29 protein-coding genes are annotated in these 23,359 nt (G+C 45.0%); 2 read left to right on the top strand and 27 right to left on the bottom strand.

The annotated features are described in order from the left end of the window. Positions 1-10: 10 nt before the first annotated feature. The 10 genes from gcvT to K6T22_RS04785 all read right to left on the bottom strand — a co-directional run bounded on the left by gcvT (position 11) and on the right by K6T22_RS04785 (position 5,993). Entirely contained in the window at positions 11-1,093 is a 1,083-nt protein-coding gene (gene gcvT / locus K6T22_RS04830; RefSeq protein WP_238239187.1) for a glycine cleavage system aminomethyltransferase GcvT, read from the bottom strand. A 184-nt stretch (positions 1,094-1,277) separates the two neighbouring features. Further along, the gene (locus K6T22_RS04825; RefSeq protein ID WP_238239186.1) at positions 1,278-1,592 is read right to left on the bottom strand and encodes a hypothetical protein; all 315 of its coding nucleotides are present in this window, start codon (positions 1,590-1,592) and stop codon (positions 1,278-1,280) included. Then, complete coding sequence (locus K6T22_RS04820; protein ID WP_238239184.1) at positions 1,589-2,074, bottom strand: shikimate kinase; 486 nt, start codon at positions 2,072-2,074, stop codon at positions 1,589-1,591. Before K6T22_RS04820 ends, K6T22_RS04825 begins: the two co-directional genes overlap by 4 nt. Next, the gene (locus K6T22_RS04815) at positions 2,067-2,294 is read right to left on the bottom strand and encodes a hypothetical protein (protein ID WP_238239183.1); all 228 of its coding nucleotides are present in this window, start codon (positions 2,292-2,294) and stop codon (positions 2,067-2,069) included. Before K6T22_RS04815 ends, K6T22_RS04820 begins: the two co-directional genes overlap by 8 nt. A 41-nt stretch (positions 2,295-2,335) precedes the next feature. Then, positions 2,336-2,764, bottom strand: coding sequence for a hypothetical protein (locus K6T22_RS04810; RefSeq protein ID WP_238239182.1), 429 nt, complete (start codon positions 2,762-2,764; stop codon positions 2,336-2,338). 222 nt (positions 2,765-2,986) lie between these two features. Continuing rightward, positions 2,987-3,448, bottom strand: a complete 462-nt coding sequence (locus K6T22_RS04805) for a prepilin-type N-terminal cleavage/methylation domain-containing protein (protein WP_238239181.1) — start codon at positions 3,446-3,448, stop codon at positions 2,987-2,989. Further along, positions 3,417-3,728 carry a competence type IV pilus major pilin ComGC gene (locus K6T22_RS04800; protein WP_238239180.1) on the bottom strand — a complete coding sequence of 104 codons (312 nt, stop codon included), beginning with the start codon at positions 3,726-3,728 and terminating at the stop codon, positions 3,417-3,419. Before K6T22_RS04800 ends, K6T22_RS04805 begins: the two co-directional genes overlap by 32 nt. A gap of 17 nt (positions 3,729-3,745) precedes the next feature. Continuing rightward, entirely contained in the window at positions 3,746-4,687 is a 942-nt protein-coding gene (locus tag K6T22_RS04795; protein WP_238239179.1) for a type II secretion system F family protein, read from the bottom strand. Between the two features lie 14 nt (positions 4,688-4,701). Next, positions 4,702-5,544, bottom strand: a complete 843-nt coding sequence (locus K6T22_RS04790; protein WP_238239178.1) for an ATPase, T2SS/T4P/T4SS family — start codon at positions 5,542-5,544, stop codon at positions 4,702-4,704. 62 nt (positions 5,545-5,606) lie between these two features. Continuing rightward, complete coding sequence (locus tag K6T22_RS04785; protein WP_023467556.1) at positions 5,607-5,993, bottom strand: Spx/MgsR family RNA polymerase-binding regulatory protein; 387 nt, start codon at positions 5,991-5,993, stop codon at positions 5,607-5,609. 224 nt (positions 5,994-6,217) lie between these two features. Here K6T22_RS04785 and K6T22_RS04780 point away from each other — a divergent pair, with 224 nt between their 5' ends. After that, entirely contained in the window at positions 6,218-6,481 is a 264-nt protein-coding gene (locus K6T22_RS04780) for a DUF2626 family protein (RefSeq protein ID WP_023467555.1), read from the top strand. 42 nt (positions 6,482-6,523) lie between these two features. Here the strand turns inward: K6T22_RS04780 and K6T22_RS04775 are convergent, their stop codons facing one another. Further along, positions 6,524-7,141, bottom strand: coding sequence for an MBL fold metallo-hydrolase (locus K6T22_RS04775; RefSeq protein ID WP_238239177.1), 618 nt, complete (start codon positions 7,139-7,141; stop codon positions 6,524-6,526). A gap of 168 nt (positions 7,142-7,309) precedes the next feature. Between K6T22_RS04775 and K6T22_RS04770 the strand changes: the two genes are divergently transcribed. Then, positions 7,310-7,489 carry a DUF2759 domain-containing protein gene (locus K6T22_RS04770; RefSeq protein ID WP_023467553.1) on the top strand — a complete coding sequence of 60 codons (180 nt, stop codon included), beginning with the start codon at positions 7,310-7,312 and terminating at the stop codon, positions 7,487-7,489. A gap of 103 nt (positions 7,490-7,592) precedes the next feature. Here the strand turns inward: K6T22_RS04770 and K6T22_RS04765 are convergent, their stop codons facing one another. From K6T22_RS04765 to K6T22_RS04690, 16 genes are all read right to left on the bottom strand, one after another. Beyond that, on the bottom strand, positions 7,593-9,518 hold the full coding sequence (locus K6T22_RS04765) for an LTA synthase family protein (RefSeq protein ID WP_238239176.1): 1,926 nt from the start codon (positions 9,516-9,518) through the stop codon (positions 7,593-7,595). Between the two features lie 216 nt (positions 9,519-9,734). After that, positions 9,735-10,685 carry an ROK family glucokinase gene (locus K6T22_RS04760; RefSeq protein ID WP_238239175.1) on the bottom strand — a complete coding sequence of 317 codons (951 nt, stop codon included), beginning with the start codon at positions 10,683-10,685 and terminating at the stop codon, positions 9,735-9,737. 83 nt (positions 10,686-10,768) lie between these two features. Beyond that, positions 10,769-10,972, bottom strand: a complete 204-nt coding sequence (locus tag K6T22_RS04755) for a YqgQ family protein (protein ID WP_238239173.1) — start codon at positions 10,970-10,972, stop codon at positions 10,769-10,771. Further along, on the bottom strand, positions 10,956-11,993 hold the full coding sequence (locus K6T22_RS04750; protein WP_238239171.1) for a M42 family metallopeptidase: 1,038 nt from the start codon (positions 11,991-11,993) through the stop codon (positions 10,956-10,958). The genes K6T22_RS04755 and K6T22_RS04750 overlap by 17 nt, the downstream gene beginning before the upstream one ends. Before the next feature lie 161 nt (positions 11,994-12,154). Continuing rightward, complete coding sequence (locus tag K6T22_RS04745) at positions 12,155-12,664, bottom strand: GNAT family N-acetyltransferase (protein WP_238239169.1); 510 nt, start codon at positions 12,662-12,664, stop codon at positions 12,155-12,157. Positions 12,665-12,922: 258 nt separating this feature from the next. Further along, positions 12,923-13,879 carry an L-lactate dehydrogenase gene (locus K6T22_RS04740; RefSeq protein WP_053452782.1) on the bottom strand — a complete coding sequence of 319 codons (957 nt, stop codon included), beginning with the start codon at positions 13,877-13,879 and terminating at the stop codon, positions 12,923-12,925. A 165-nt stretch (positions 13,880-14,044) separates the two neighbouring features. Further along, entirely contained in the window at positions 14,045-14,824 is a 780-nt protein-coding gene (locus tag K6T22_RS04735) for a DUF92 domain-containing protein (protein WP_238239168.1), read from the bottom strand. Beyond that, a complete protein-coding gene (locus K6T22_RS04730) occupies positions 14,818-15,363 on the bottom strand; it encodes a 5-formyltetrahydrofolate cyclo-ligase (RefSeq protein ID WP_238239167.1) in 546 nt (181 codons plus the stop codon). The genes K6T22_RS04735 and K6T22_RS04730 overlap by 7 nt, the downstream gene beginning before the upstream one ends. A gap of 57 nt (positions 15,364-15,420) precedes the next feature. Continuing rightward, entirely contained in the window at positions 15,421-15,570 is a 150-nt protein-coding gene (rpmG, locus tag K6T22_RS04725) for a 50S ribosomal protein L33 (RefSeq protein WP_012369771.1), read from the bottom strand. A gap of 104 nt (positions 15,571-15,674) precedes the next feature. Further along, a complete protein-coding gene (locus K6T22_RS04720; RefSeq protein WP_238239166.1) occupies positions 15,675-17,858 on the bottom strand; it encodes a 1,4-alpha-glucan branching protein domain-containing protein in 2,184 nt (727 codons plus the stop codon). Between the two features lie 32 nt (positions 17,859-17,890). Next, complete coding sequence (locus K6T22_RS04715) at positions 17,891-18,616, bottom strand: DUF4912 domain-containing protein (RefSeq protein ID WP_238239165.1); 726 nt, start codon at positions 18,614-18,616, stop codon at positions 17,891-17,893. A 107-nt stretch (positions 18,617-18,723) separates the two neighbouring features. Continuing rightward, positions 18,724-19,386 carry a phosphate signaling complex protein PhoU gene (gene phoU / locus K6T22_RS04710; protein ID WP_238239164.1) on the bottom strand — a complete coding sequence of 221 codons (663 nt, stop codon included), beginning with the start codon at positions 19,384-19,386 and terminating at the stop codon, positions 18,724-18,726. A gap of 18 nt (positions 19,387-19,404) precedes the next feature. After that, positions 19,405-20,181 carry a phosphate ABC transporter ATP-binding protein PstB gene (gene pstB, locus K6T22_RS04705; protein WP_283205710.1) on the bottom strand — a complete coding sequence of 259 codons (777 nt, stop codon included), beginning with the start codon at positions 20,179-20,181 and terminating at the stop codon, positions 19,405-19,407. 99 nt (positions 20,182-20,280) lie between these two features. Beyond that, a complete protein-coding gene (gene pstA, locus K6T22_RS04700) occupies positions 20,281-21,189 on the bottom strand; it encodes a phosphate ABC transporter permease PstA (RefSeq protein WP_238239162.1) in 909 nt (302 codons plus the stop codon). A 1-nt stretch (position 21,190) separates the two neighbouring features. Next, the gene (pstC, locus tag K6T22_RS04695) at positions 21,191-22,132 is read right to left on the bottom strand and encodes a phosphate ABC transporter permease subunit PstC (RefSeq protein WP_238239161.1); all 942 of its coding nucleotides are present in this window, start codon (positions 22,130-22,132) and stop codon (positions 21,191-21,193) included. A 90-nt stretch (positions 22,133-22,222) separates the two neighbouring features. Continuing rightward, the gene (locus tag K6T22_RS04690) at positions 22,223-23,167 is read right to left on the bottom strand and encodes a PstS family phosphate ABC transporter substrate-binding protein (RefSeq protein WP_238239160.1); all 945 of its coding nucleotides are present in this window, start codon (positions 23,165-23,167) and stop codon (positions 22,223-22,225) included. Positions 23,168-23,359 lie beyond the last annotated feature (192 nt).

Raw genomic sequence — 23,359 nt, 5'->3', positions numbered from 1 at the left:
AATATCCCCCTTATTTCGTGCGACGATAAAACGGTGTCGCTGTTCGTTTTGCTGCTAGACGTTTGCCGCGTACTTCCACTTCAAACTGTTCTTGTTCCGCTACTTCTGCTGGAACGAGTGCCCAAGCAATTGCTTTTCCGACTGTCGGTGGTAATGTACCCGTCGTCACGATACCAACGACTTCCCCGTCATGCCAAACCGGTGCATCTTGACGCGCAATCCCTTTATCGAGTAGTTCAAGACCAATCAATCGACGTGGTGCACCTTGTTCTTTTTGTTGCAACAAGACTTCAGAACCAACGAACGATTTGACTTGTGGTTTGACGGCAAAGCCCATACCAGCTTCGATTGGTGAAATCGTCGCTGATAATTCATGGCCATAAAGCGGAAGACATGCCTCAAAGCGCAATGTGTCGCGTGCCCCGAGTCCGCACGGTACGACACCTTGCTCAAGCAGTGCTTGCCAGACAGCAGGTGCGTCACCAGCTGCCATGTAAAGCTCGAACCCATCTTCTCCTGTATAACCGCTACGCGAGACGATCATCTCGACTCCCGCAACCGTTCCCCGTTGAAACTTGAAGAATCCGATTTCTGATAAGTTAAGTGACGTCATGCCGGAGAGAACTGCTTCCGCACGAGGTCCTTGGACAGCGATTTGACTGTATTGATCTGATTGATTATCAAGTGTGACGTTCCCTGATATATACTGACGCAGATGTTGTTCATCTTTTTCAATGTTCGATGCATTGACGACAAGAAGATAGTCCATTTCTGCTAAACGATAGACGAGTAAATCATCGACCGTGCCACCGTCTTCTTGGCATAAGACGTTATATTGCGCTTGCCCCACCGCAATCTTCGAAATATCATTCGATAATGTGGCTTGTAAAAACGAAAGAGCATCCGGTCCGCTAACGAACAGTTCACCCATGTGCGAGACGTCGAACATACCGACATTCTCCCTTACTGCAACGTGCTCTTCTTTAATCGAGGAAAATAAAACTGGCATTTCAAAACCTGCAAAGTCCACCATCTTACCGGTTTGCGAAACCGTTTCGAATAACGGTGTTCTTTTCAATGTCGTTTGACTCATACAAATCCCCCTATTCACGAACGTTTTTACTCTCTCTTCTCTTTAATGTTCCATTTTCAAATCCATCTTACCAATTAAAATCATAATTATCTAGTATTATTCGGAAAAAGGAACATACGAAAAAGAGAGAAAGGACCCTGTCCCTTCTCTCCTATTGTTTCATATTCTTCCCATGAAAGCCATTTCAAAATTGTTTAATCCCGGCAGTTCGTTTGATTTCTTCTTGAAGTCGTCGACCTTCTGTAACCAACTGACTTGCCCCTTGCTTGACGCGATTTCCTTCTTCAGTAATTCGATTGATGTTTCCTTTGATTTGATCGACACGATGCGTCGTATGATCGATGTTCGTTTGTAGTGTTTGCTGACGAATCGTAAAGCGTTCCATCAGTTGTTTTAACTGTCGAATGTCCTGAGACAACTTCTTTTTGTAAAGACTAAATCCAAACAGCACAAGTCCTACGATGGACAATAAAATAATACCTAACGTAATCCAAATCATGACTTCTCCTCCAATACAGTTTCAATCGCACGCGTTAATTCTTCGATTGATGCCGTTCCTTCAAGTCGAACAGTAGACACTCCAGCATATAAGGAATAGCGACGTTCAAACAATTGTTTCACCTGTTCCCGTTCTGTCACGAGGGGACGATTCGGATCAGAGGCGATACGTTCCCAAATCAAATCAAAGGGTGTATCGATCCAGACCACTATTCCGGACTCCTGCATGTACAGTCGGTTCTCTTCTCGTTCGACGATTCCGCCACCTGTGACAACCACTTCGGCTTTACTATTCTTCAACAATTCGCTTTCATGTGCACGAAACCCTGCTTCGCCATGCTTGGCGAAAAAAGCAGTAATCGTTTGTCCATGTTCCTGTACGAACCGTTCATCTAGTTCGTCGACCTCGTATTGTGTGCTTAATCGATGTCCGACGACTGTTTTACCAGTTCCCATAAACCCAATCAAATAAACCTTACTCATGTGTGACGACCGCCTCGATTCTTTGACCATTCTCTAATCTCGCTTCCATTTTAAAGCCTTTATCGGTCGCTGTACAGCTGACTTGTCCGATTGGGTAGTGAAGCGTTTCTTCTTTCGTACAGTCCGCTTTCGCTGCACGAATGAGTGACTCGAGTTGGAGTGCTTCTTGTTCTAACTGATGATGGCGTATCTCTTCATCGATCTGTTGACAAGAAATCAAGATTACGATTCCCATCCCTAAAAGCAACAATAAGGTTTGAATTAAGATGAATCCTTCTTGACGCACCGGAAAGAACGTCTGTTGTCGTTCAACTGAATCGAGATGATCTCGGCATCCCCTGTCACCATGTAGTGTTTGACGTCGCGGGCGTATGTCAGTTCACCTCCCTGTTCTTTCTTGAGCCGTAACTGATCTTGCACACGCACGAGACGCCATTTTTCAGCCGTCTCTCCCGGATTGACGTCCATTCCGCGGATCTCGTCTCCGACGCGCTCACACATCGTACTGCGCCACATTAGTCTTTCTACTGTATGAAAGAATAGCTCTTCATTCATCCGGTTGACTTCTGGTGGACGGACGAGTGGCGTCAACGTCAAAATCGCTAACAGCAGAAGTGGACTGAGCCAGAGGACGAATGACAATTCGAGGAGCGTCATTCCGGATTCCGCTCGCAAGGCACATCGTTTCATTACACCACGCTCCTTGCTTCAAGACATACGACACGGATCGGCTTTCGACTTGATCCGTTGCCATCTGCTCCAGTTGCTCCGTCTCGCGTTCCCATTTCATCTGTTTTGCTCGTAAATCGAGATAAGGGTCAATCGCTACCATCAAGAATGTACCGATCGCAACGATGGAAAGAATCGTCTCAAGCAAAGAAAATCCCTCTTCTTGCGTAGAGTTCACGACCATTACCTCACTTTCCGAATTGCCATTTGATAGTTCCCAAGCAAAAACTTAATCTCGTATTCAGCTGTCGCCGAACGACAAGACCAGGTTGCTGCATAAATCGAGTGATAACTTTTAAAATAGATGATTCGATTCGATGGTGGAACTGTACACGTATGTCCATTTTGAAACGTTCGTTGCCATAACAGTCGGTCATCTGCGAGGACAAGATATCCTGTCCCATCTCCGCGGAATCGAAACTGCATCAATGCTTGATCTTGTTTCGAGTACTGCATCAATCGTAACGTCTGTATATCTTGTTCCATTAAACGTACTTCTTGTTCGAGCGGGATCCAGTCCGGACGTTTCTCAAACAGTGCCGGCAACAACAAAACAAGTAAACAAGCAACGATCGTCAACACCGCTGTCATCTCAAATAACGTAAATCCTTGCTCACTTCGTAAGTTCGCCGGTCTTCGGATCATAGGTGTACGTCTCCTGATCACAGACAAGGGCATTTGGTTTATCAGCTGTTCCGCGATTGATTGCCTGGAGCGATTCCGGATACTTCTTCTCCTTCGCATAATACAAATTAACTTCTGACCGAATGACACGGATGTTCGCCTCGCAACTGACACCTTTCGCTTGATCTTTCCCGCTCGTCATCGTCGGAATCAAGACGAGTAGCAACAATGAGATGATCAGTAAGACGGCTGCCATCTCAAGTAAGGTGAATCCATCCTGTCGTTTTAAGAATTGTTTCATCGTATCGTCTCCTCTGTTTAGAATGGAAGCTGCTGAATCGCCAGCTGAATCGGATAATACAAGATGAGAAACAACGTTCCCGTCATGATCGTCAATCCGCCGTATAAAATCGGCTCAATCCACAGCAATTTCTTCTCTAGTTCCTCTTCCATTGATTCATGTAAGAGTGTTGCTTGTTCAAGTAACAATGGACCAAGATCACCACTTTCTCGCGCCAAATGGACGATTCCAATCGTCTCGGCTTCGATGATTTCATCTTCACCAAGCGCTTCAGCAAGTGGTTCTCCTGCTTGCTGTTTAGCATGCAAACGCGCATAGAGATGACCTTTTTTATTCGCTTGTCCTTGCTCGAGGTGACGAAATGTCTCTTCGAGTGAGAAACCAGCATCAATGAATGACCCCACTTCAATTGTGAATAAATAGCTGTAGTAGAGACGAATCAAGCGCTGTAGTGGTTTGAGTCGTAAAATACGGGTCAACGGGAAAAGCCGGAAAAAGAGGTAGCCAGAGGTTAACAAAAGAACAGGAATACTTGCGAGTATATACTTTGCTGCAGGATGAAGAAGCAGATGAAGAAAAGAGGGAAGGGTTTTTGGATCCGACATCTCGAGGAGAGACGGGAATACGTAGAGGGCGTAAAAGAAGAACAGGAGGAATAGACTGGTCGCTAGAACAAGCGGATAGCGAATCATCTTCCAAAATTTCGATCGCATTTCCGTTTCGAGGTCGAGCAGTTTCACGATTTGACGTAGAACGAGCAACGGTCGTTCCGTCTTCTCTCCAACAAACAGAAGTCGTTTTAGTGCATTTGTTAAAGCAAGTGGTTCAAGCGACGCTGCGAAGGAGTCTCCTTTTTCAAGACGTCGCTCCATTTCCCCGACTACTTCAGAGAACGGGTGACGCTCAAATCGTTTTAAAATGAGCAACGTTTCTTTCGCTGAGATGCCTTTTGATAACAAGCGATGATATCGTTTTAAGAACCGACTTTGATCGCGGCTTGTAAGTTTCTGACGGTACAGCGTACATCCTCTCCTTTTCGTTCGAGATGAATGATCCGTTGACAGACAGCTAGTTCCGACTCTTCGATACCTAAACTACGTAATCGTAATCGTGCCTCGTCAATACTTCCGGCGTGTAAGGTAAACAACACGACGTGCCCACTGAGTGCGGCATTGATCGTCAAACGTGCTGCCTCCCTCGTCCGCACTTCACCAAAAGCAATCCAGTCCGGGTCTGCCCGTAATATCTCTTCAAAACATCGCGTAGCAGTAAATCCAGCCTTTTCATTTAGTTCCAGTTGTAAAACGTTCGGTACCGTACACTCCACCGGGTCTTCCATTGAGATGATGCGTTTTTCATCCATCGCATCCATCAAGGAATATAACATCGTCGTTTTTCCCGCACCCGTCGATCCCGAGATGATGATACAACCATGCCGTTGCTCTGCTAACCAGCCAAGGTCTAGTTGATCGTGTAGCGTCCGTAATGCCAATTCACGAGAAACCGTCGAGCGATAAAAACGCCACGACATCGCATCCCCTTGTCGACTCGGCAACAACGAGACGCGCATGCCCTTTTTCCCGTGCGGATACAAACCACTTTGCGGAATCCGCTCATTCTGTTCCTTTAAGTTCGCCTCATAGCGGACATGACTGACAAGTGTCCGGTAACGCGTCAGTTCCACCTCTTCTTGTTCACACAAACCGTCACCCGTTCGACAAACGATTCGGACGCAAGCTTCATTCGGTACGAAATGAACATCTGTTGCACCAAGTGATTCGAATCGTTCCATGAGTTGTGTCGTCCATTCCTTCATTTCTCTTCACCTCCCTACCGCAAACAATACACAAAAAAAAGAAGCCGACCAAACCGGCTTCTTTACGATACGTGTGCGATTGTCCGATGTTTACGCTTCGCCAATGTCTCAAGACCTGGTTTATCGTACCCGATAACAAGTTGTTTTCCATCAGTGATGATTGGGCGGCGTAATAATTTCGGATTGTCACTCATGAGGCGTAATAACTCACTGAGTTTCATGTCTTCAATATCAATGCCGAGATCCTTGAAGGCTTGACTGCGTGTTGCGAGCAAACTTTCAATCCCATCCGTCGATAATTTCAACAGTTCCATGAGTTCATCAACTGTTGGAGCATTTCTGAACAGATGACGTTCCTCTACATCAACATGTTCCTCTTTTAACCATGATTTCGTTTTACGACATGATGTACAGCTTGGGTATGTGAAAAAGACTAACTCATTCGTCATTTTTGCTCCTCCTCTCAAAGTGTGGGGTTTCATTACAGTTACTATAGCACGTCAATTTGACTTTGTACACCTTTTGTACAACTATTGTACAACTTTTTTTGAAACTTCATCTTTTGTTCACAGTTATTCCTTAACAATCACTAGAACAGGATGGACGGATGATTGTTTGCTTGGTAAAATAAGTACGTATATTGACTATCTGTCGGATTTAGGGGGTTATAGGAATGGGGAGAATGTACCGCGTACTCGGTTTCTGGACTGGTATCATCGCAGTCATGGCATTTATCGGCGCATTGGGTGGCGATGCAAGCTCAAGTGAGCATACGGATTCATTTTTAGTCATGGGCTTCGTCTTCTTAGCACAAACTGTCTTTTTTGCAGCGCTTGGTTACTTGCGTTTAACTGAAAAAACGTATGTCTATATCTTTGGAGCTTACTTAACTGTATTTTTCATCGTCTTTACGTACTGGTCGAACTTCCAGATGTAATGAAAAAAACTCGTCATCCTTTTGGATGGCGAGTTTTTTTAGTCAGAGGAATGGATTCGATTTCATTTCTTGACGAATCGTCGTACTCGGACCGTGTCCTGGATAGACCGTCGTATCTGCCGGTAGTTCCGCAATGAGTCGATCGAGTGAACGTATCAACACATCTTGGTCTCCACCATAGAGATCCGTCCGTCCTACTCCTTGCTGGAATAAGAGATCTCCTCCGAACGCGATCCGCTCTCCCTTGAAGTAAAACGTCACACTTCCTGGTGAATGCCCCGGTGTCTCGAGTACATGCATCGAAAAGCTACCAATCGTCAACCGTCCTGGTTGAAACAAGTGATCTGCTGGTTTCATCCGCATCGGTGGCATACCGAATTTTGCTGAACCATTCCATTCTGGATTACCGAGCCAGCCCGCTTCTTCCGTATGGACATAGACCGGTGCTTCCGTGAAGCGTCGTAACATATCGACACCTCCTATATGGTCAAAATGAGCATGCGTCAATAAAATGGCTTTTAATGTTGCTCCCCGACTCTCAATTTCATCGAAAAACCGCATATCTTCTGTACCTGGATCAATGACGAGACATTCCTTGTCTTTAAATAACAAATAACCATTCTCAGATGCCATACCGGAAGTGATCATTACGATTTCCATTCTATAAAACCCCTTTACAATAGACTCTTCTCCTACTATACACGAAATTGTCGAAAGTTCCTGCAACGCCCTCTCGACTTTATCCCGCGAGTCGGATAAACTAAAAAGTGAGATTTAAGTGAAATCTTCGTGAAATTCATAACGTGATTGTTTAAGGGGGAGTACGTCATGCATTTGGATCAACCAATCGGTTGGCTTTTCTTCTTCGTCGCACTCGTCGGCGTTTGGGCCGTCGTTCGTTCACTTAAGAAACGCCAAATGTTTCCACTCGTATTCGCAGGCCTAACTGTCGTCTTATTCGGCTGGTTCGGGATTGCGACATTGATTTACGGCGGTATTCCATCGTAATCAGCATACGCTAAAAAGAGAGGTGCCTCGTGCATCTCTCTTTTTGTTTTGTTTTTCTACAAAAAAAACGAATCCACTCGAAAGTAGATTCGTTTTCATCATCTTATTTTGAAGTTTGAAGGAAACGGAGCAAATCACCATAGATGACTTTATCTGAAAGTCCTAATTCTTTCTCAGATTGCTTCGTAGATTGTTTACACATCTCCGCTAGCTCACCGTCTTTCACTTCTTCACCTGTCTTACGATCATAACACGTTTCCTGCGTATAAACCGTCTTATCTGTTACGACAGAGCCATCGCGGAACAGCGCATAATCCTTATGCTGTTTCGAGAAGAGATCGGTACCGAACAATACTTCGTTCTTGAAGTCTTGACCTAACAGATGAAGCAATGTTGGTTTAATATCGATTTGACTCGCAACATCTTCATGTTTGACGCCTTTCGTTTGACCCGGTAAATGGATCACGAACGGCACACGTTGAAGTTGTGCGACATCATACGGCGTCAACTCATCTTTGTTCATGAGTTCTGCCATCGCAGCATTATGGTTCGTCGAGATACCATAGTGGTCACCGTAAAGCATGAAAATCGTATCATCCCATGTACCATCTTTTTTCAGACCCTCGATGAATTTACCGAGTGCCATATCTTGATATGCTAGTGCCTGAACGTAGTGGTTCAGTGTCGTAGAACTCGTCTCAAGCGGTGGTACGAGTTCATGTTCTGGTTTTGGCATCTCAAATGGATAGTGGTTCGTTAATGTGATGAATTTCGAATAGAATGGACGTGGTAAATCTTTTAACATCGGAAGCGACTGTTCAAAGAATTTATCATCGAGCAAGCCCCATTCCGTTAAATCTTCTGGATTTCCTAAGTCGTAATCCGTTTCTGAGAAGAAACGATCGACACCAAAGCTGTTATAGACGATGTCTCGGTTCCAGAACGATTTATTATTCGCATGGAAAACAGCTGAGTAATAACCATCTTCTTTCAACATTTCAGGAGTTGCACGGAATTCGTTTTCTCCATTTGTAAAGAAGGCTGCACCGCGTCCAAGTGGATAGATGGAGTTTTCAAGAATGAACTCAGCATCTGCCGTCTTCCCTTGTCCTGTATTGTGATAGAAGTTATCCCATGAATGAGATTCCTTGATCAGCTTATTCAGGTTTGGTGTAATCTCTTGTCCGTTTGGCGCTTTTAACCCAACTGCAAAGGATTGTGCTGACTCAAAAGAAACGACGATAACGTTCTTTCCTTTATATTTTCCGAACATAGCCGGATTCGGTTCAGCATGTTTTGAATCAATGAAGCTCTGAACTTCTGACAGTTCTGAACTGTCCGCGAGTGCTTTTTGAGCGGATGTTTTCGACTGAATGAGGGCGTCATACATATGGAAGTTAAATGTTCCGATGTTTTTGACAAGCAACTCTCGGTCAAAGGCACGTGTGAGCAATTCTGGACGTTCTGTCTCAGCAAGTGTTAAGTTTCCAAGGAAAACGACAACTGCTGCAACGAATGCGAGAATCGCGCGTCCACGTGACGCAACATTTTTTGACATGTCCATTTTCCGTAAGAAGAACGGTAAGATGATCAAGTCACCAACGATTAGTAAATCAGACCAGTTCAAGAGTGATCCGAGTGATGCAGAAACGGTTTCTGCATTCGACGTTTGGAACAATACCGGCAACGTCAGGTAGTCATTAAAGAAGCGGAAGAAGATGATGTCCGCATATAAAATGAGTGTCGCGACGAACAATGTGCCGTAGATGAACCATTTTTGAACATTTCCCCGGAAGAAGAAGCTGAACCCGAACATGAAGAGCGCTGAACTAATTGGATTAATTAGTAGAATGAATGCTTGCGCAGAGTTCGTTACGGGAACGTTGAAGAAAAGTGTATACGCTAAATACGTTTTTAACCAAATCAATAAGGTCGCAATCCAAAAGAGTTTATGCTCTTTATAGGTGCTGCGAACGCCTTGACCCATCTTTAGGCGCATTCGCGACCAGATGTTTGCGTCTTGCTGCATAAAAACCTGCCTCCTAATTTACATGTGCTTTCTGCTTTCAGTTCACACAACTTACATCATATTTTACATATACCCATATCACGTGAAAATTTTACGCTTAGTTTTACAAAAATGCAACCGGAATCCGGTAGATACTTAACAATCACATAATTACTATACGTTTGTAAACAAAAAAAAGATTCGCCGAAGCGAACCTTTTACTGAAATTGAATATTATCATTTTGTGAGGAACATTTGTTTCGCAAGCCATGCGCATCCGATGACTCCTGCATCGTTTCCAAGTTCGGCGATCTTAAATGTCGTCGACCCGAAGACCCGTGGTAAAGCAAAACGTTCGAATTGTTGACGTAGTGGAGCAAGTAACGTCTCTCCAGCTTTTGAGACACCACCACCAATGACGATGATTTCCGGATTAATACTATTTGCCAAGTTCGAAACTGCAAGCCCGAGATGGAACGTTACCTCTTCTACAACTTCCGTTGCGATACGATCCCCTTTCTCATACGCTTCGAATACATCTTTCGCCGTCACTGCTTTGATGTCGTTAAGTAACGTTTCTTGCCCTTTACGTTTCTCAAGACCAAGACGAGCGATGCCTGTGGCTGAAGCAATCGTCTCGAGACACCCTTTACGTCCACATCCACATAGGACGCCACCTTCCGGCAACATCGTGATATGACCGATTTCTCCTGCCATACCGACTGTACCATGCACGATTTGTCCGTTCGTGATTAGACCACCACCAACGCCTGTACCGAGTGTGACCGCCAGCAATTCTGTTGCACCGCTACCGGCACCTTTCCACATCTCGCCGATTGCTGCAGCATTCGCATCATTCTCAAGCACGGCCGGTAATCCTGTTAACCGTTCGAACTCACCGACAAGCTCAAAGTTGTGCCAACCGATATTGACTGCCTTTTCGACGACACCCGTATTGAAATCAATGAATCCCGGCGCGCCGATTCCCGCTCCGACGAAATCTTCTGGTCGTTTATTACTTTCTTGACACTTCTCAAAGAATGATTTTGCGATGTCTCCTGGAATCTGTGCGCCATCGTTCAAAACGACCGTCTCGATTTCCCATTTTTCCACGATGATGCCTTGCAAATCTAAAATTGCCATCTTGACTGTCGTTCCGCCGATATCAACGCCGAGTAACCATTTCATTGCTCTGTCTCCCCTATGCTCATATAATGTCTACTAATTTATTTTACCGAACATATCCCCATTGCGCAAAGGGTTGCGCAATCTTAGATGTCGTCGGATTGGGAACGCTTCAATTCATGTCGTAAGATGAGTTTTGCCGAATCGTACTGACGTTGCTCCAAAACACCTGCTTCTTGTAATTCATCGAGTTCAAGCATCATCATCGCGATATCGGATGCTCGGTCCCCAAGATAGATGAATGTCCCGTATGTCTTGAGTAACTGTTGGACATCATATAGTGTCTTCATCAACCATCGGCTCCTTTACATATGCATGTAGTAAATCATATGTCGCTTGTAACGATGTCTCATGTGTTCGCTCGTAGGAATGGCTCGATTCAATCCCTGGACCAAACAATCCGTGGCGGACATCGTGTCCCGCACTCACTGCTGCCGAGGCGTCCGAGCTATAGAACGGATAGATATCAACCTTATATGGAATACTATTACGTTGTGCTAAACGCGTTAGCTGATGGCGTAACGCCAAGTCGTACGGACCGGAACCATCTTTTGCACAAATTGAGACCGTGAATTCGTCAGAGTGCTGACCATCTCCTAACGCCCCCATGTCGACCGCGATATATTCTGCGACTTCTTCCGTGAATCCAGCATTTCCACCGAATCCAACCTCTTCGTAATTTGAAATCAGGATTTGGACCGTATGTGGTAATTCGATTGTTTTCCATTCTTTGATCAATTCGAGCAATAAGGCAACTGATGCTTTATCATCGAGATGACGCGACTTCACGAATCCTGTTTCTGTATAAAGGAAACGCGGATCAAATGTTACGATATCTCCTACTTCGATTCCCGCAACGCGTGTCTCTTCTGCTGTCGTCGAACGAATATCAAGTCGTACTTCGATATTATCGGCGGACCGTTCCGTTTTATTCGTCTCGCGCGACGTATGCACACTCGAATGATGGAAGACGATCGTACCGGAAATTGTTTGCCCGTCCATCTTATGAACGAGACAGTTCTCTCCTTCGATTGCTGTCCAAGCATATCCACCTAATTGCGATAAACTGAGTCGCCCTGTTGGCAAGATCTCCTTTACCATCGCCCCTAGTGTGTCGACATGTGCCGTCAGCAATCGTGTTCGGTTTGAAGCACCAGGTAAAGTCGCTAAGATCGCTCCCTTCTCAAGTTTGCGGTACGTGATCCCTTCTGCAATCAACCGCTTTTCTACATATGTAATCGCTTCTTTTGTCGAGCCTGTCGGACTTGGAATCGAGACCAGCTCTTCAATCGTACGTATGACTTCTTTCATGTTCATTCGCTCCCTTTCAATCGGACTACAACGTGATATCCGCTTTGTTCTCATGATAACAAATATTCATTGTGTGTCGGTACTGATATCCTACATGCACCACGCGAAAAAGCTGTAGCACTTTTTTTGCTACAGCTTTTCGTGCACACCATATAAAGAACCTAGACGTATTTTTTCATCCAAATATCATCACGGTATGTGCCGTCTTCTAATTTTACAGAGTCCGGATCTTCGGCATATACTTCAAATCCGAGCGATTCGTAAAGACTTTGCGCTGCTTCATTTCCAGATAATACAGCAAGAATGACTTGCTCGACGTCTGGTAACTTCTTCGCCTCGTCGATTAAGGCTTCCATTAGGGCGCGCCCTGTGCCACCACGATATTCAGGCGATACATATACTGCCGAAATCATCGCTTTGTGCGATTCACGTGACAATTCATAAGGCTTGACCTGACCAAACCCAAACAATGTATCACCATCGAACATACCAAGCCAGACTTCATCGGAGTCGGGTTCTCCTTCAAGTCCTTCTTGTACTTCGCGGAGCGGGGTTTGCTGTTCATCATCAAACGAATGACCAAACGCATCTGGATGATTTTTTAATCCCTCAAGGCGTAGATTCCAGTATTGTTCTGCATCCTCTTTAGTTAATTTTCGAAAAGTATACATGACTGTCGGTTCTCTCCTTTTTTGGGTTTCATGACGTACAAAAAAATAACGGAAAAACGCTTCTATCTTTTACTTAACCTTTTTCTAGTAAAATAAAACCTAGATTTTTTCTCTTTTATTTCAAGCAAAACGGATCTGATTTTTATCTTACATTCTCCATTCTCCAAAAAAACTCAAGTCCGGACATTAAGAAATGTGTCCGATACTTGAGTTTTTCAATCCTCTATTTCGTTAAATACTTCTTCACGATACATGATGTCATCCTTGCAAGACAGGTTCAAGTGTCTGACGTAATACTTCAGCAGAATGATGGAATTTTTTCAATTCTTCTTCCGTCAATGAGACTTCAATGATCTCACGAACACCTTGACGATTGATGATTGCTGGTACTCCAATGTGAATGCCTGAGATCCCGTATTGTCCATCGACATGCGCTCCGACCGTCAACAAGCAGTTTTCATTCCCAAGGATAGCTCGGACGATGCGAACGAGTCCAAGTCCGATCGCATAATAGGTTGCTCCTTTACGCTCGATGATATGATATGCAGCATCTCGAACGTTGATGTAGATTTGATCGAGATCTGCTTGAGAATAACGGTCGTCTTCAGCAAGTAGTTCGTCAATCGTCTTTCCATAGATACGACTATTACTCCAGGCAGCAAATTCCGTATCGCCATGTTCTCCAAGAATGTAGGCATGAGCATTCCGGGAATCAATGTGAAAGTATTCTCCTAGCATTTGACGCAGACGCGCTGTATCAAGCACCGTTCCTGATCCAAATACACGAGATTTTGGAAGACCAGAATATTTCCAAGCTAGATGGGCCATGATATCGACCGGATTGGAAGCCACGACGATGATACCGTCAAAACCGGAATCCATGATTTGACGAATCATTTCTTTCATGATCAACGCATTCTTTGCGACGAGATCAAGTCTTGTCTCGCCTGGTTTTTGAGGAGCACCCGCCGTGATGACGACGACCTCAGCCTCCCGACAATCCGTATAATCGCCAGCCCAGATACGCATCGGCGAAGAGCTGAACGGTGTTCCATGGTTGAGGTCCATCGCTTCTCCTTCTGCTTTTGCTTTATTGACATCAATGATGACAAGTTCCTCACAAAGTCCCGCTGTTGACATCTGATAAGCAAAGCTTGAACCGACTGCTCCGGCCCCAATAAGTGCTACCCGTGTCACTTTCGCATGTAATTCCATATCGTTATGTCCACCCTTTCATTCGCTCTAAGAGTTTGTTAACTATCTCACAAATAAATTGTAACATCTTTCACATTCTTTGTAATATGTGAAATTGATCACATTTGTCCATTTTGTGTCATTGATATCCTAACATAAGGAATTACATCTTCTTATACCTTCCAGTTACCAGAATCGGACGACGATAAACCCAATTCCACTTGCAAGACCGCTCGTCATGACATTCACAGCATCATTTCCAAGAAATCGAATACCTGAGACGTACGTTGTCGGTTGTCCATGATGCTCGCGTTTTTCGGTCCGTTCTCCACAAACCACACATTGATAAACGCGTTGCCAGACGGCTCCAAATAGCGTATCGAGTAGACTTCCGAGTACACCGATGCCGATTACAAGTAAGACATGGCTTACAGAAAGATCGAATATCCACTGCGCTGCTAATGCGATGAAAGCAGCTCCAGCAATTGTACCGATCGTTCCAATCAGTGACATCGCTCCACTCGTTCCTGCTGGTACCCGTCGAAAGGTTTTTAAAGACCATGGATCGCGCCTAGAAAGTGGACCAATTTCAGAAGCCCACGTATCGGCATTGGATGCCGCGATGACGAATAAAAATAATAACTGATATGCCGTATCCATCGTCAGGGAATACGCTAGTGCAGCGACGAAGGCTACCCCACCATTCGCAAGTACTTGCCATCCGTCACGCGCACCGTCTTTTTCAACGATCGAGTCGACGGATCGTTTTTTAGATTGTCCGACCTTCGATAAAAGACTCGAACTACCAAAAAAGAGCAAGAGTACTAGTAGTCCCTTCCAACCGAATCCAAAGGAGACACCACATCCGACGACCATCGTCATGACAGCACCACTTGTCGTTAATAAACGAAAATACCGTCCGACCGAGGCAAGAACGAGACAAAATAAGATCGTAACACTTAACATCGGATGACCTCTTGGTCAGTGACGATCAGATCGACCGGGATGTCGAAGACTTCCACTTCAAAATCAGGAAGGAGCTGTTCTGAAAAAGCAATCGACACTTTACACCCTGTATAGGTCACGAGCGCTCGATCGTAATAGCCCCCCCCCCATCCTAATCGGTAACCATCCCGGCGATAGGCACGTCCCGGAACGAGGCAAAATTCCGCTTGATCAAGTACGGAGCGACGTGCCGAGTCCGTCGGTTCAGCAATTCCCATCTGATTTGATTGCAATTGATCTTCTGGTCTATATTCATAAAAGACCATCTCATCTCCAACTACTTTCGGGATCAAGACGGTCTTGTCCTCTTGCCATGCTTGTTCAATCAACATTCTCGTATCACATTCATTTCGAAACGCTAACGTGATCGCCACACACGTCGCTTGTTGCCATTCAGGTAATAATAAGACACGTTCGTGGATCGATCGTTCCTTCTCAGCACGATTGTCGAGCTGGTCGAGTCGCTCTTTGATCAAACGACGTACTTCTTTTTTGTTCATGATTGTCTTCCTTTCCACAAAAAAAGCCATCACACGAAGTGACGGCTTCCATCTCAATTATTTCACTTCACGGTGAAGTGTGTGCTTACGGAGACGTGGGTTGTATTTCTTCAACTCAAGACGCTCTGGGTTGTTACGCTTGTTCTTTTTAGTGATATAAGTACGGTCACCAGTTTCAGTGCAAGCTAATGTGATTTTAACGCGCATGGGATTCCCTCCTATCTAGCTCTCGATGTATCAAGTGATTTTGCTTTACATAAGGTTAAGCATACTCAAGTATCGTACCAAGAAAGGAAAGGAATTGCAACTGTTCATCCGTTCTTTTTCGGATTCGTCACGTGTTGATATGGTTTTTCAAGGTTCTCTTCAAAACGAAGCGGTTTCTTTTCGACATGATACTCTTGTTCCACCCCGTGACGCGACTCTTCACGTTCTAAATAAACAACGGAAGAATGACGTAACGCATCTCCTTCAAGACGTTTAATAGCAACGACAAGACCACCCGAACGATCCGGTGAACGCTCACTCTCTAAATCATAGACGTTACTGACGAGAGGAATTTCTTTTACTTTCGAAAAAGCCTGCGCTGCTGATGCCGTCTCCATGTTGAAGTTATGAACGACTTGGAAATCAACGATTTTAGCCAAGGCTTGCGCTTGACGTAAAAAGGCTAGATTTAATGCCGCAAGCTGATTGTATGTCTGAACGAGTGGTAAGCCGTGTACTTGAACACCGTAAACATGCACACCATCTTGTAGGCGATACGCCTCTTCATGTTCTGTAACGACGTAGACATTTTCTCCAGCAGCTGCGAGTCGTTTGGCGAGATTTTCAGCTGGTCGTTCTGACGTGTCATATTGTCGTACAAACAATAAGATGGCGTCTGTATTCCAAGATTTTTCGCGTTTAACCGCCACATAATAATCATGAGCCGTCAAGAAGACATCCGGTTCGATATCTGCATCTTGAAGGAATGGATATTCTCGATAACGATCGTCTAACCACTCCATTGTCAGTTCTTCGGCATCGAGACGTCGCTCTGTCTCTTCGAAACGAAGGACATGTTCCCGGAAACGATTCGCTGCATACTGTGCTGTCGTCTGACCATCTAGAATGAACGGCCAGTCGCTCGAGACAGCAAGCAAATATTCTCGAATGAGTTGACGCTTCGCTTTGACAGTCAATGCATCTTGATGACGATTTCGTGCCACGACGCCTGCTAGTCTCTTTTCAAGTTGATGAAGGTGACGAATCATCCAGTCATTTCGTTCATTGATCCAGACTTCCGCATATCCTTTACGTCCCCATGTTCCCATTGCAACATGAACAGTATCGATATCTTGGAAGTGACGTTCAAGGAACGTAGCAGGTGAGATCGATTCAATTTCTTGATCTTCTAAACGTTCCATCGCTTTACCGAGGAAGTCAGGTCCTTCAAACCACCAGTGACCAAACAGTTCCGCATCAAATGGCGCTGTTACGAGAAACGGTGGAAAATCTTGTCCTTGATACGCATCTAGATGTTCACCGAGTGCTTGCGCGAAGTCTGCTGCGTGCTCACTCGTCCGTTGCCAAGCCCAGTCGCGAACGTAATAGTCTTTTTGATCCGTTTCACCAGTTACACGATGCAACTTCAATCCGGTATCGTACCGTAATCCTTCCGGATGCATGAACTCAGCGATTTGATCCCATTCCCGATCATACGCAAGGTCCCGGTAAAACTCACGATAATCCGGGTGACCTGGGTATCCGATGACGGAACTCCAAATCTTCCCTGAGATGATTTGATCGCGTGGGAAAAGCGCTACACCGTGCGGAGAATAGACGGGAGCACCGATTCCGTGTGTTGGTGACGGATCCGCGTTTAATATCGAATGTTCATCAACAAACGTGTAACGAATGCCTTCTTCGTACAAAATACGATCAAGACCAGGCGTATACGCACACTCTGGCATCCAAAGACCAGATGGACGGAACCCATAATGGCGTTCGAAACAATTCAATCCTGTCTGAATTTCAGATCGCGCCGCTTGTTCAGACAACATATGTGGACTGAAACCGTGCGTCGCCGTACAGGTAATCAATTCGAGGTAGCCTTGCTCCTTGTAATGACGGAAGGCACGATTCAAGTCCTTTTCCCAGTGAAGGAACGTATTCAATAAATCATGATACCGATCTTGATAGAACATCAAAGCATCTCGTTCTTTTTGATCGAGGTCTCGCTCTAATTCTTGATTGATCAATCGTAATGTATCCTCGATATGCTCAATATAACGCTCTTGAATCAATGGGTCGGCAAGCATCTCGATGACAGGTGGTGAAATACTGACTGTCCATCCGAGCGGACGTGACAAACGATCGACTTCCCAGAGCAACGGGATGTAAGTTTCTGAAATCGCTTCGTACATCCATCGTTCTTCTAGACGATGCGCCTCTTCGTGACGGATATATGGTAAGTGTGCATGTAAAACGAGTGAAAAATATCCTTTTCGCATAGCTTCTCTTCCTTTCCCTCTCTCTAATTCCATTACCGGACGCGATCGAAGTATGAATACGGACGTAATACTTCGACCCATTCCGGTTGTTCGACCTCTCCGTATTGCCAATGTTGGACGACTTCAGCAAAACGTCCATCTGTGACTGCTTCGTCACGTGGTGTCTCAACCGGTTTCGAACGTAGTACAGGAACAAAATCCCCATCGATCGTTTGAATGCCCCATTCAATGATGTATGTAGTGTTCGGGGCTACTGGTCGTACGAACCAAGCATTTGTCATTTCCGGCAGTTCAAACTGATACGTCCGGTTCGCCTGCCCTTGTTCGTAATCAACGAGCGTGACATCGATGACGCGTAACTCTTTTCGGAACGAATCAAACGATGTATGGTAATGTGTCTCGAGTAACTGTTTTGACAGTTCAGACAACTCCCAGTAGACGTATAACGCCGTCGGTGACTGAACGATGGCATGGAGAATATCATCTTCATAGTGCGTCGCCATTCCGAATGCGTCGCGCTCTAGTGACGGCATCACTTGCACAGACGGTACGACATCAAGTACTGGTGCCGTCGATTTCTTCGTCTGTTTGACGGTTTTCGACTTTACCTTCGGTGCTGCTGTAGAAGGTTGTTCTGTTAATGATTTGCGATATTTAGTCCAAGCGTATTTGATTTTTCCTTCAGTCGTATCCAATTGAGCTGCGATTTGTTTTGTTGTCAGCCCTTGTTCTTTCATTTTAATGATTTGCTCAAGCATTCCCAATCACCTCTCTGTCATTATTCACTTCTTTCCTATTCTACAAACGTGTTTCGAATCCCTTTACAAAAAAAGTAGGCAGAGGAAATTCCTCTTGCCTACTTGGTTCATCCGTTTAAATCATAGTGTTTTCCTTTTTCGAGATAGATCAGATGCTCCCCGACGTTCGTCAAGTGGTCACCCATCCGCTCGATATAGCGACAAATATTCGTAAACTGCATGACTTCATCGACGACGATCGGCTGAAGCGACATATGACGCATGTACTGGCGAAGCGCTTTGTATGTCGTTTCGTCAATGATGTTATCAAGATCAGATAACGCTTTTGCCTTTTCGACGTCTCCATCGCGATACGCGACGATTGCTGTTTCTGTCATGTCCAGTAATGTCTCAAACGCTTCCTTCAATAAGGAAATATCGATGACGTACGGGAATGTCTCGACGCGAAGAACTGCTTTTGAGATATTACCTGCATAATCAGCAATCCGTTCGAGATCCGATGAAATTTTCATCGCCGTGATGATCCGTCGTAAATCCGTCGCAACCGGTTGTTGCTTCGCAATCAAGAGAATCGCATCATCGTTGATTTCGAGTTCAAGATCATCAAGTTCATTATCATTCTCGATGACACTACGTGCGATATCCTGATCGTATTTTTCGAGAGCTTCTGCCGTCGTTGCGATCTGTTGCATCGTCTTACGTGCAAGTAAAAAGACTTTTTGATCAAGTATTGCAAGGTTTTCTCCAAAAATCGTACGGTTCGCTGCCATTCGTCTCGTCTCCTCTTCTTATCCGAATCGTCCTGAAATATAGTCTTCTGTCCGTTTATCGCTCGGATTTCCAAAGATCCGGTCTGTTTGATCGAACTCGACGACTTCACCATTCAAGAAGAATGCCGTTTTGTCCGACACACGTGCCGCTTGTTGCATGTTGTGTGTCACGATGATGATCGAGTAATCTGATTTCAACTCTTGGACGAGTTCTTCTACTTTTAATGTAGAAATCGGGTCAAGTGCCGATGTCGGCTCATCCATCAAGATGACATCCGGTTCAATCGCGAGACAACGGGCGATACAAAGACGTTGTTGCTGACCACCAGAAAGTCCATACGCATTTTCGTTCAAGCGATCTTTAACCTCGTCCCAAATCGCCGCTCGACGTAAACTACGCTCAACGATTTCATCAAGGATTTTTTTGTTTTTGACGCCATGAACGCGGGGACCATAGGCGATATTATCGTAAATCGATTTCGGGAACGGGTTCGGTTGCTGGAAGACCATTCCGACAGACGTCCGCAATTCTTCGACACCGTATTCTTTGTCGAAGATATTACGACCGTGATACTCGATCGCACCATTCGTCCGTACGATTGGTACAAGTTCAACCATCCGATTCAACGTTTTGATGAACGTCGATTTACCGCAACCCGAAGGTCCGATGATTGCCGTGACTTCATTTTTCTTAATATCGAGATTGACGTCTTTTAACGCATGGTCATCTCCATACCATAAGTTCAAGTTTTTCACGTTATAGACGCTTTCGCGTGCTGCTACTGGTTGATTCATGCGCTCCGTCCCTTCTGTAACAACTGATTTCGTGTTCAGCTTCGTATCCATCATCTGTCTTCCTCCTTAAAAGAAATCCCTTCTATCTATCTGATTCGATTAGTAACGTTTTGAGAATCGGTTCCGGATCCAGATCGCAAGTGAGTTCATCGTCAAGAGGATGATCATCAAGATGATGATTCCTGCAGCTGCAAGACCTTGGAAGTCTGCTTGTGGACGACTTGTCCAGTTGTAAATTTGAATCGGTAAGGCCGTGAACTCGGAGAAAATACTTTCCGGTGCACGCGCAATGAAAATCGCTGCTCCAACCATGATAAGTGGTGCTGTCTCACCAATTGCTCGGGATACAGCTAAGATGATCCCAGTAATGACACCCGGTAATGACGCCGGAAGGACGACTTTGAACGTCGTTTGCCATTTCGATGCACCGAGTGCGAGGGATGCATGACGCATCGCTTGTGGAACGGCACGAATCGCTTCTTGTGACGAGACGATGACGACCGGAAGACTCATTAACGCAAGCGTCAATGCTCCAGCAATCAATGTTGATCCGAAGCCCATGTTCCGAACGAAGAACGTCAATCCAAGTAAACCGAAGACGATTGACGGAACACCAGCAAGGTTCGAGATGTTGACTTCGATGAAAGAAGTCATCCGACTCTTTTTCGCATACTCTTCTAAATAGATCGCAGCTCCGACACCAATGATGAAAATCATCGGAATGATCAAGAGCATCAAGAAGATCGATCCCATTAATGCCGGATAAATTCCGGCACGTTCAGGACGACGAGATGGTGCATTTTGCAGAAATTCAAGTGATAACCATGAAGCACCGTCACGGATGACGCCGAACAGGAGAATACCTAAAACGACGAGACCAAAGAACAGTCCAGCAAGGAAAATGACTTTTGTTACGTTGTTGACGACGAGTCGCTGGCTAATTGACTTCTTGACCGCGACAGGATCGATGAATTTTTTCGAGACGGGTTGTTTTTCTGGTAAGGCCATCTTAGTACTCCTCTCTGAAGCGGCGTGTGATCCAGTTCGCGAGTAAGTTCATCACTAATGTGAAGACGAACAAGAGCGTACCGACCGCATAGATACTGTAATATTCGACTGTTCCAAATCCAGCATCACCTAAAGCGACCTGAACGATGTATGCTGTCATCGTCTGGACAGGCTCAAGTGGATCAACAGCCGCAGTCGGATTCGAACCACCAGCGATCGTGACGATCATCGTCTCACCAATCGCACGCGACATCCCGAGAACGATCGACGCAATGATACCTGACAAGGCAGCTGGAACAACGACTTTCAACGCAACTTCAAGACGTGTCGAACCAAGGGCAAGAGCACCGTCACGAATTTTTTTAGGTACAGAACTCATCGCATCCTCAGAGATCGAAGCGATCATCGGAATGATCATGATTCCGACGACGATCCCCGGGCTGAGGGCATTATAGATTTGTAGACCTGGAATTAACTCGACAAGTACCGGTGTAACGAACGTCAAGGCAAAGAATCCGAAGACGATCGTTGGAACACCCGCCAAAACTTCAAGAATTGGCTTTAAGATACGGCGTGCGCGGTCTGACGCGTACTCACTTAAATAAATCGCAGACGTGAGGCCGATCGGCACGGCAACTAGCATCGCAATCACGGTAATCTCTAGCGTTCCGACGACGAGTGGCCAAATTCCATACTCAGGTTGTGAGTTGAGTGGGTACCAGCTCGTACTGCCGAAGAATTCCTTGAATGGAACGACTTCGAAGAAGTGTTCAGTTTCAATGACTAACGTGAGAATGATGCCGATGGTCGTAACGACCGAGACGAACGCACACAGGAATAAAACGATCGGCATGACACGTTCCATGACGTTTTTCACACTGTATTTTTGTTGTCGGTTCTGTTGAATCAGCTCGCGAACCGATTTGTTTTCTGTTGAACTCATCCTTCTTCGCTCCCTACTCCTTCTTGACATGAGAACGGGACCCAACCGGTACAGACTTCCCCGGTTGGGCCATCCTCATGACTCGATGATTTATTTCATTGCATCTTCAATTGCTTTTGCGTTTTCATCGTAACGATCTTGCGGCATTTTGATGTATCCGACTTCTTCAGCAAGATCACCAGCGTTTTCGTTCGTGAACTGAACGAAGTCAGCTACTTGTTTTTTGTCTTTCATCGATTTGTTATTGATGTACGTGTAGATTTCACGTGACAGTGGATAAGAAAGATCTTTGATCGTTTCTGGTGTTGGATCAACTGCATCTTTTCCTTCAGCAGAGAGCGGTACTTCTTTCAACTTATCTTTATTCTCTGCGTAGTATGCATATCCGAAGTAACCGATCGCACCTTTCGTTCCTTCAACACCTTTGACGAGTACGTTGTCGTCTTCTGATAATTGAACATCTTTACGCATATCTTTTTTATCAAGAACTTCTTCTGAGAAGAAATCGAATGTACCAGAGTCTTTACCTGGGCTGAAGAACTTCAACGGTTCAGCCGGGTAAGAAGAATCGACATCTTTCCACGTCTTAATGTTCGGATCGAGCCAGATTTTCTCGAGTTGCTCCATAGAGAGTTCTTTTACCCATGTATTTTCTTTGCTGACTGCGACAGTCAAACCATCATATGCAAGTGCCATTTTTGTAAATTCGATGTTGTTCTTTTTCGCTTCAGCTGCTTCTTCTTCTTTAATTTCACGCGACGCGTTTGAAAGATCTGTTTCACCAACGACGAAGCGTTTGAATCCACCACCTGTACCAGAGACACCAACTGTGACATCTACGTCAGGTTGTTCCATTGAATATTCTTCACCGACAGCTTCCATGATCGGGAAGACCGTAGAAGAACCATCAATTGCGATTTTTCCTTTTAAATCAGATGAACCAGCAGAACCGCTTTCTTCGTTACCACATGCTGCTCCCACTACTGCGATTGATGCTACTGTTGTAATGAGTGCTGTTTTTTTCATCCAAGACATGGTTAATTTTCCTCCTCGAAATTGTGTCGCTGACGATGCTACGACTTTTTATCCGTTTTCCTTACAAGACTTATACTACGGATGAACTATTAAAACGAAATGAATCCAACGTAAAAGAATTGTAAAGGCGTGTTTTTTAGTGTTTACAATTCGAAATCCATTAAAAAAAAAGGTCAATACAAACAAAAAAAA

This window comes from Exiguobacterium acetylicum, assembly GCF_022170825.1.
Classification (GTDB): Bacteria; Bacillota; Bacilli; order Exiguobacteriales; family Exiguobacteriaceae; genus Exiguobacterium_A; species Exiguobacterium_A acetylicum_B.
Note: the sequence above shows the minus strand (reverse complement) of the source record. Positions and strands in the feature narration are given on the sequence as shown.

Excerpts from the sequence above, each read along its gene's own strand:
- gcvT (WP_238239187.1), bottom strand. The coding sequence starts at position 1,093 with ATGAGTCAAACGACATTGAAAAGAACACCGTTATTCGAAACGGTTTCG.
- K6T22_RS04825 (WP_238239186.1), bottom strand. The coding sequence starts at position 1,592 with ATGATTTGGATTACGTTAGGTATTATTTTATTGTCCATCGTAGGACTT.
- K6T22_RS04820 (WP_238239184.1), bottom strand. The coding sequence starts at position 2,074 with ATGAGTAAGGTTTATTTGATTGGGTTTATGGGAACTGGTAAAACAGTC.
- K6T22_RS04810 (WP_238239182.1), bottom strand. The coding sequence starts at position 2,764 with ATGAAACGATGTGCCTTGCGAGCGGAATCCGGAATGACGCTCCTCGAA.
- K6T22_RS04805 (WP_238239181.1), bottom strand. The coding sequence starts at position 3,448 with ATGATCCGAAGACCGGCGAACTTACGAAGTGAGCAAGGATTTACGTTA.
- K6T22_RS04800 (WP_238239180.1), bottom strand. The coding sequence starts at position 3,728 with ATGAAACAATTCTTAAAACGACAGGATGGATTCACCTTACTTGAGATG.
- K6T22_RS04790 (WP_238239178.1), bottom strand. The coding sequence starts at position 5,544 with ATGAAGGAATGGACGACACAACTCATGGAACGATTCGAATCACTTGGT.
- K6T22_RS04785 (WP_023467556.1), bottom strand. The coding sequence starts at position 5,993 with ATGACGAATGAGTTAGTCTTTTTCACATACCCAAGCTGTACATCATGT.
- K6T22_RS04780 (WP_023467555.1), top strand. The coding sequence starts at position 6,218 with ATGGGGAGAATGTACCGCGTACTCGGTTTCTGGACTGGTATCATCGCA.
- K6T22_RS04775 (WP_238239177.1), bottom strand. The coding sequence starts at position 7,141 with ATGGAAATCGTAATGATCACTTCCGGTATGGCATCTGAGAATGGTTAT.
- K6T22_RS04770 (WP_023467553.1), top strand. The coding sequence starts at position 7,310 with ATGCATTTGGATCAACCAATCGGTTGGCTTTTCTTCTTCGTCGCACTC.
- K6T22_RS04765 (WP_238239176.1), bottom strand. The coding sequence starts at position 9,518 with ATGCAGCAAGACGCAAACATCTGGTCGCGAATGCGCCTAAAGATGGGT.
- K6T22_RS04760 (WP_238239175.1), bottom strand. The coding sequence starts at position 10,685 with ATGAAATGGTTACTCGGCGTTGATATCGGCGGAACGACAGTCAAGATG.
- K6T22_RS04755 (WP_238239173.1), bottom strand. The coding sequence starts at position 10,972 with ATGAAGACACTATATGATGTCCAACAGTTACTCAAGACATACGGGACA.
- K6T22_RS04750 (WP_238239171.1), bottom strand. The coding sequence starts at position 11,993 with ATGAAAGAAGTCATACGTACGATTGAAGAGCTGGTCTCGATTCCAAGT.
- K6T22_RS04745 (WP_238239169.1), bottom strand. The coding sequence starts at position 12,664 with ATGTATACTTTTCGAAAATTAACTAAAGAGGATGCAGAACAATACTGG.
- K6T22_RS04740 (WP_053452782.1), bottom strand. The coding sequence starts at position 13,879 with ATGGAATTACATGCGAAAGTGACACGGGTAGCACTTATTGGGGCCGGA.
- K6T22_RS04735 (WP_238239168.1), bottom strand. The coding sequence starts at position 14,824 with ATGTTAAGTGTTACGATCTTATTTTGTCTCGTTCTTGCCTCGGTCGGA.
- K6T22_RS04730 (WP_238239167.1), bottom strand. The coding sequence starts at position 15,363 with ATGAACAAAAAAGAAGTACGTCGTTTGATCAAAGAGCGACTCGACCAG.
- rpmG (WP_012369771.1), bottom strand. The coding sequence starts at position 15,570 with ATGCGCGTTAAAATCACATTAGCTTGCACTGAAACTGGTGACCGTACT.
- K6T22_RS04720 (WP_238239166.1), bottom strand. The coding sequence starts at position 17,858 with ATGCGAAAAGGATATTTTTCACTCGTTTTACATGCACACTTACCATAT.
- K6T22_RS04715 (WP_238239165.1), bottom strand. The coding sequence starts at position 18,616 with ATGCTTGAGCAAATCATTAAAATGAAAGAACAAGGGCTGACAACAAAA.
- phoU (WP_238239164.1), bottom strand. The coding sequence starts at position 19,386 with ATGGCAGCGAACCGTACGATTTTTGGAGAAAACCTTGCAATACTTGAT.
- pstB (WP_283205710.1), bottom strand. The coding sequence starts at position 20,181 with ATGAATCAACCAGTAGCAGCACGCGAAAGCGTCTATAACGTGAAAAAC.
- pstA (WP_238239162.1), bottom strand. The coding sequence starts at position 21,189 with ATGGCCTTACCAGAAAAACAACCCGTCTCGAAAAAATTCATCGATCCT.
- pstC (WP_238239161.1), bottom strand. The coding sequence starts at position 22,132 with ATGAGTTCAACAGAAAACAAATCGGTTCGCGAGCTGATTCAACAGAAC.
- K6T22_RS04690 (WP_238239160.1), bottom strand. The coding sequence starts at position 23,167 with ATGTCTTGGATGAAAAAAACAGCACTCATTACAACAGTAGCATCAATC.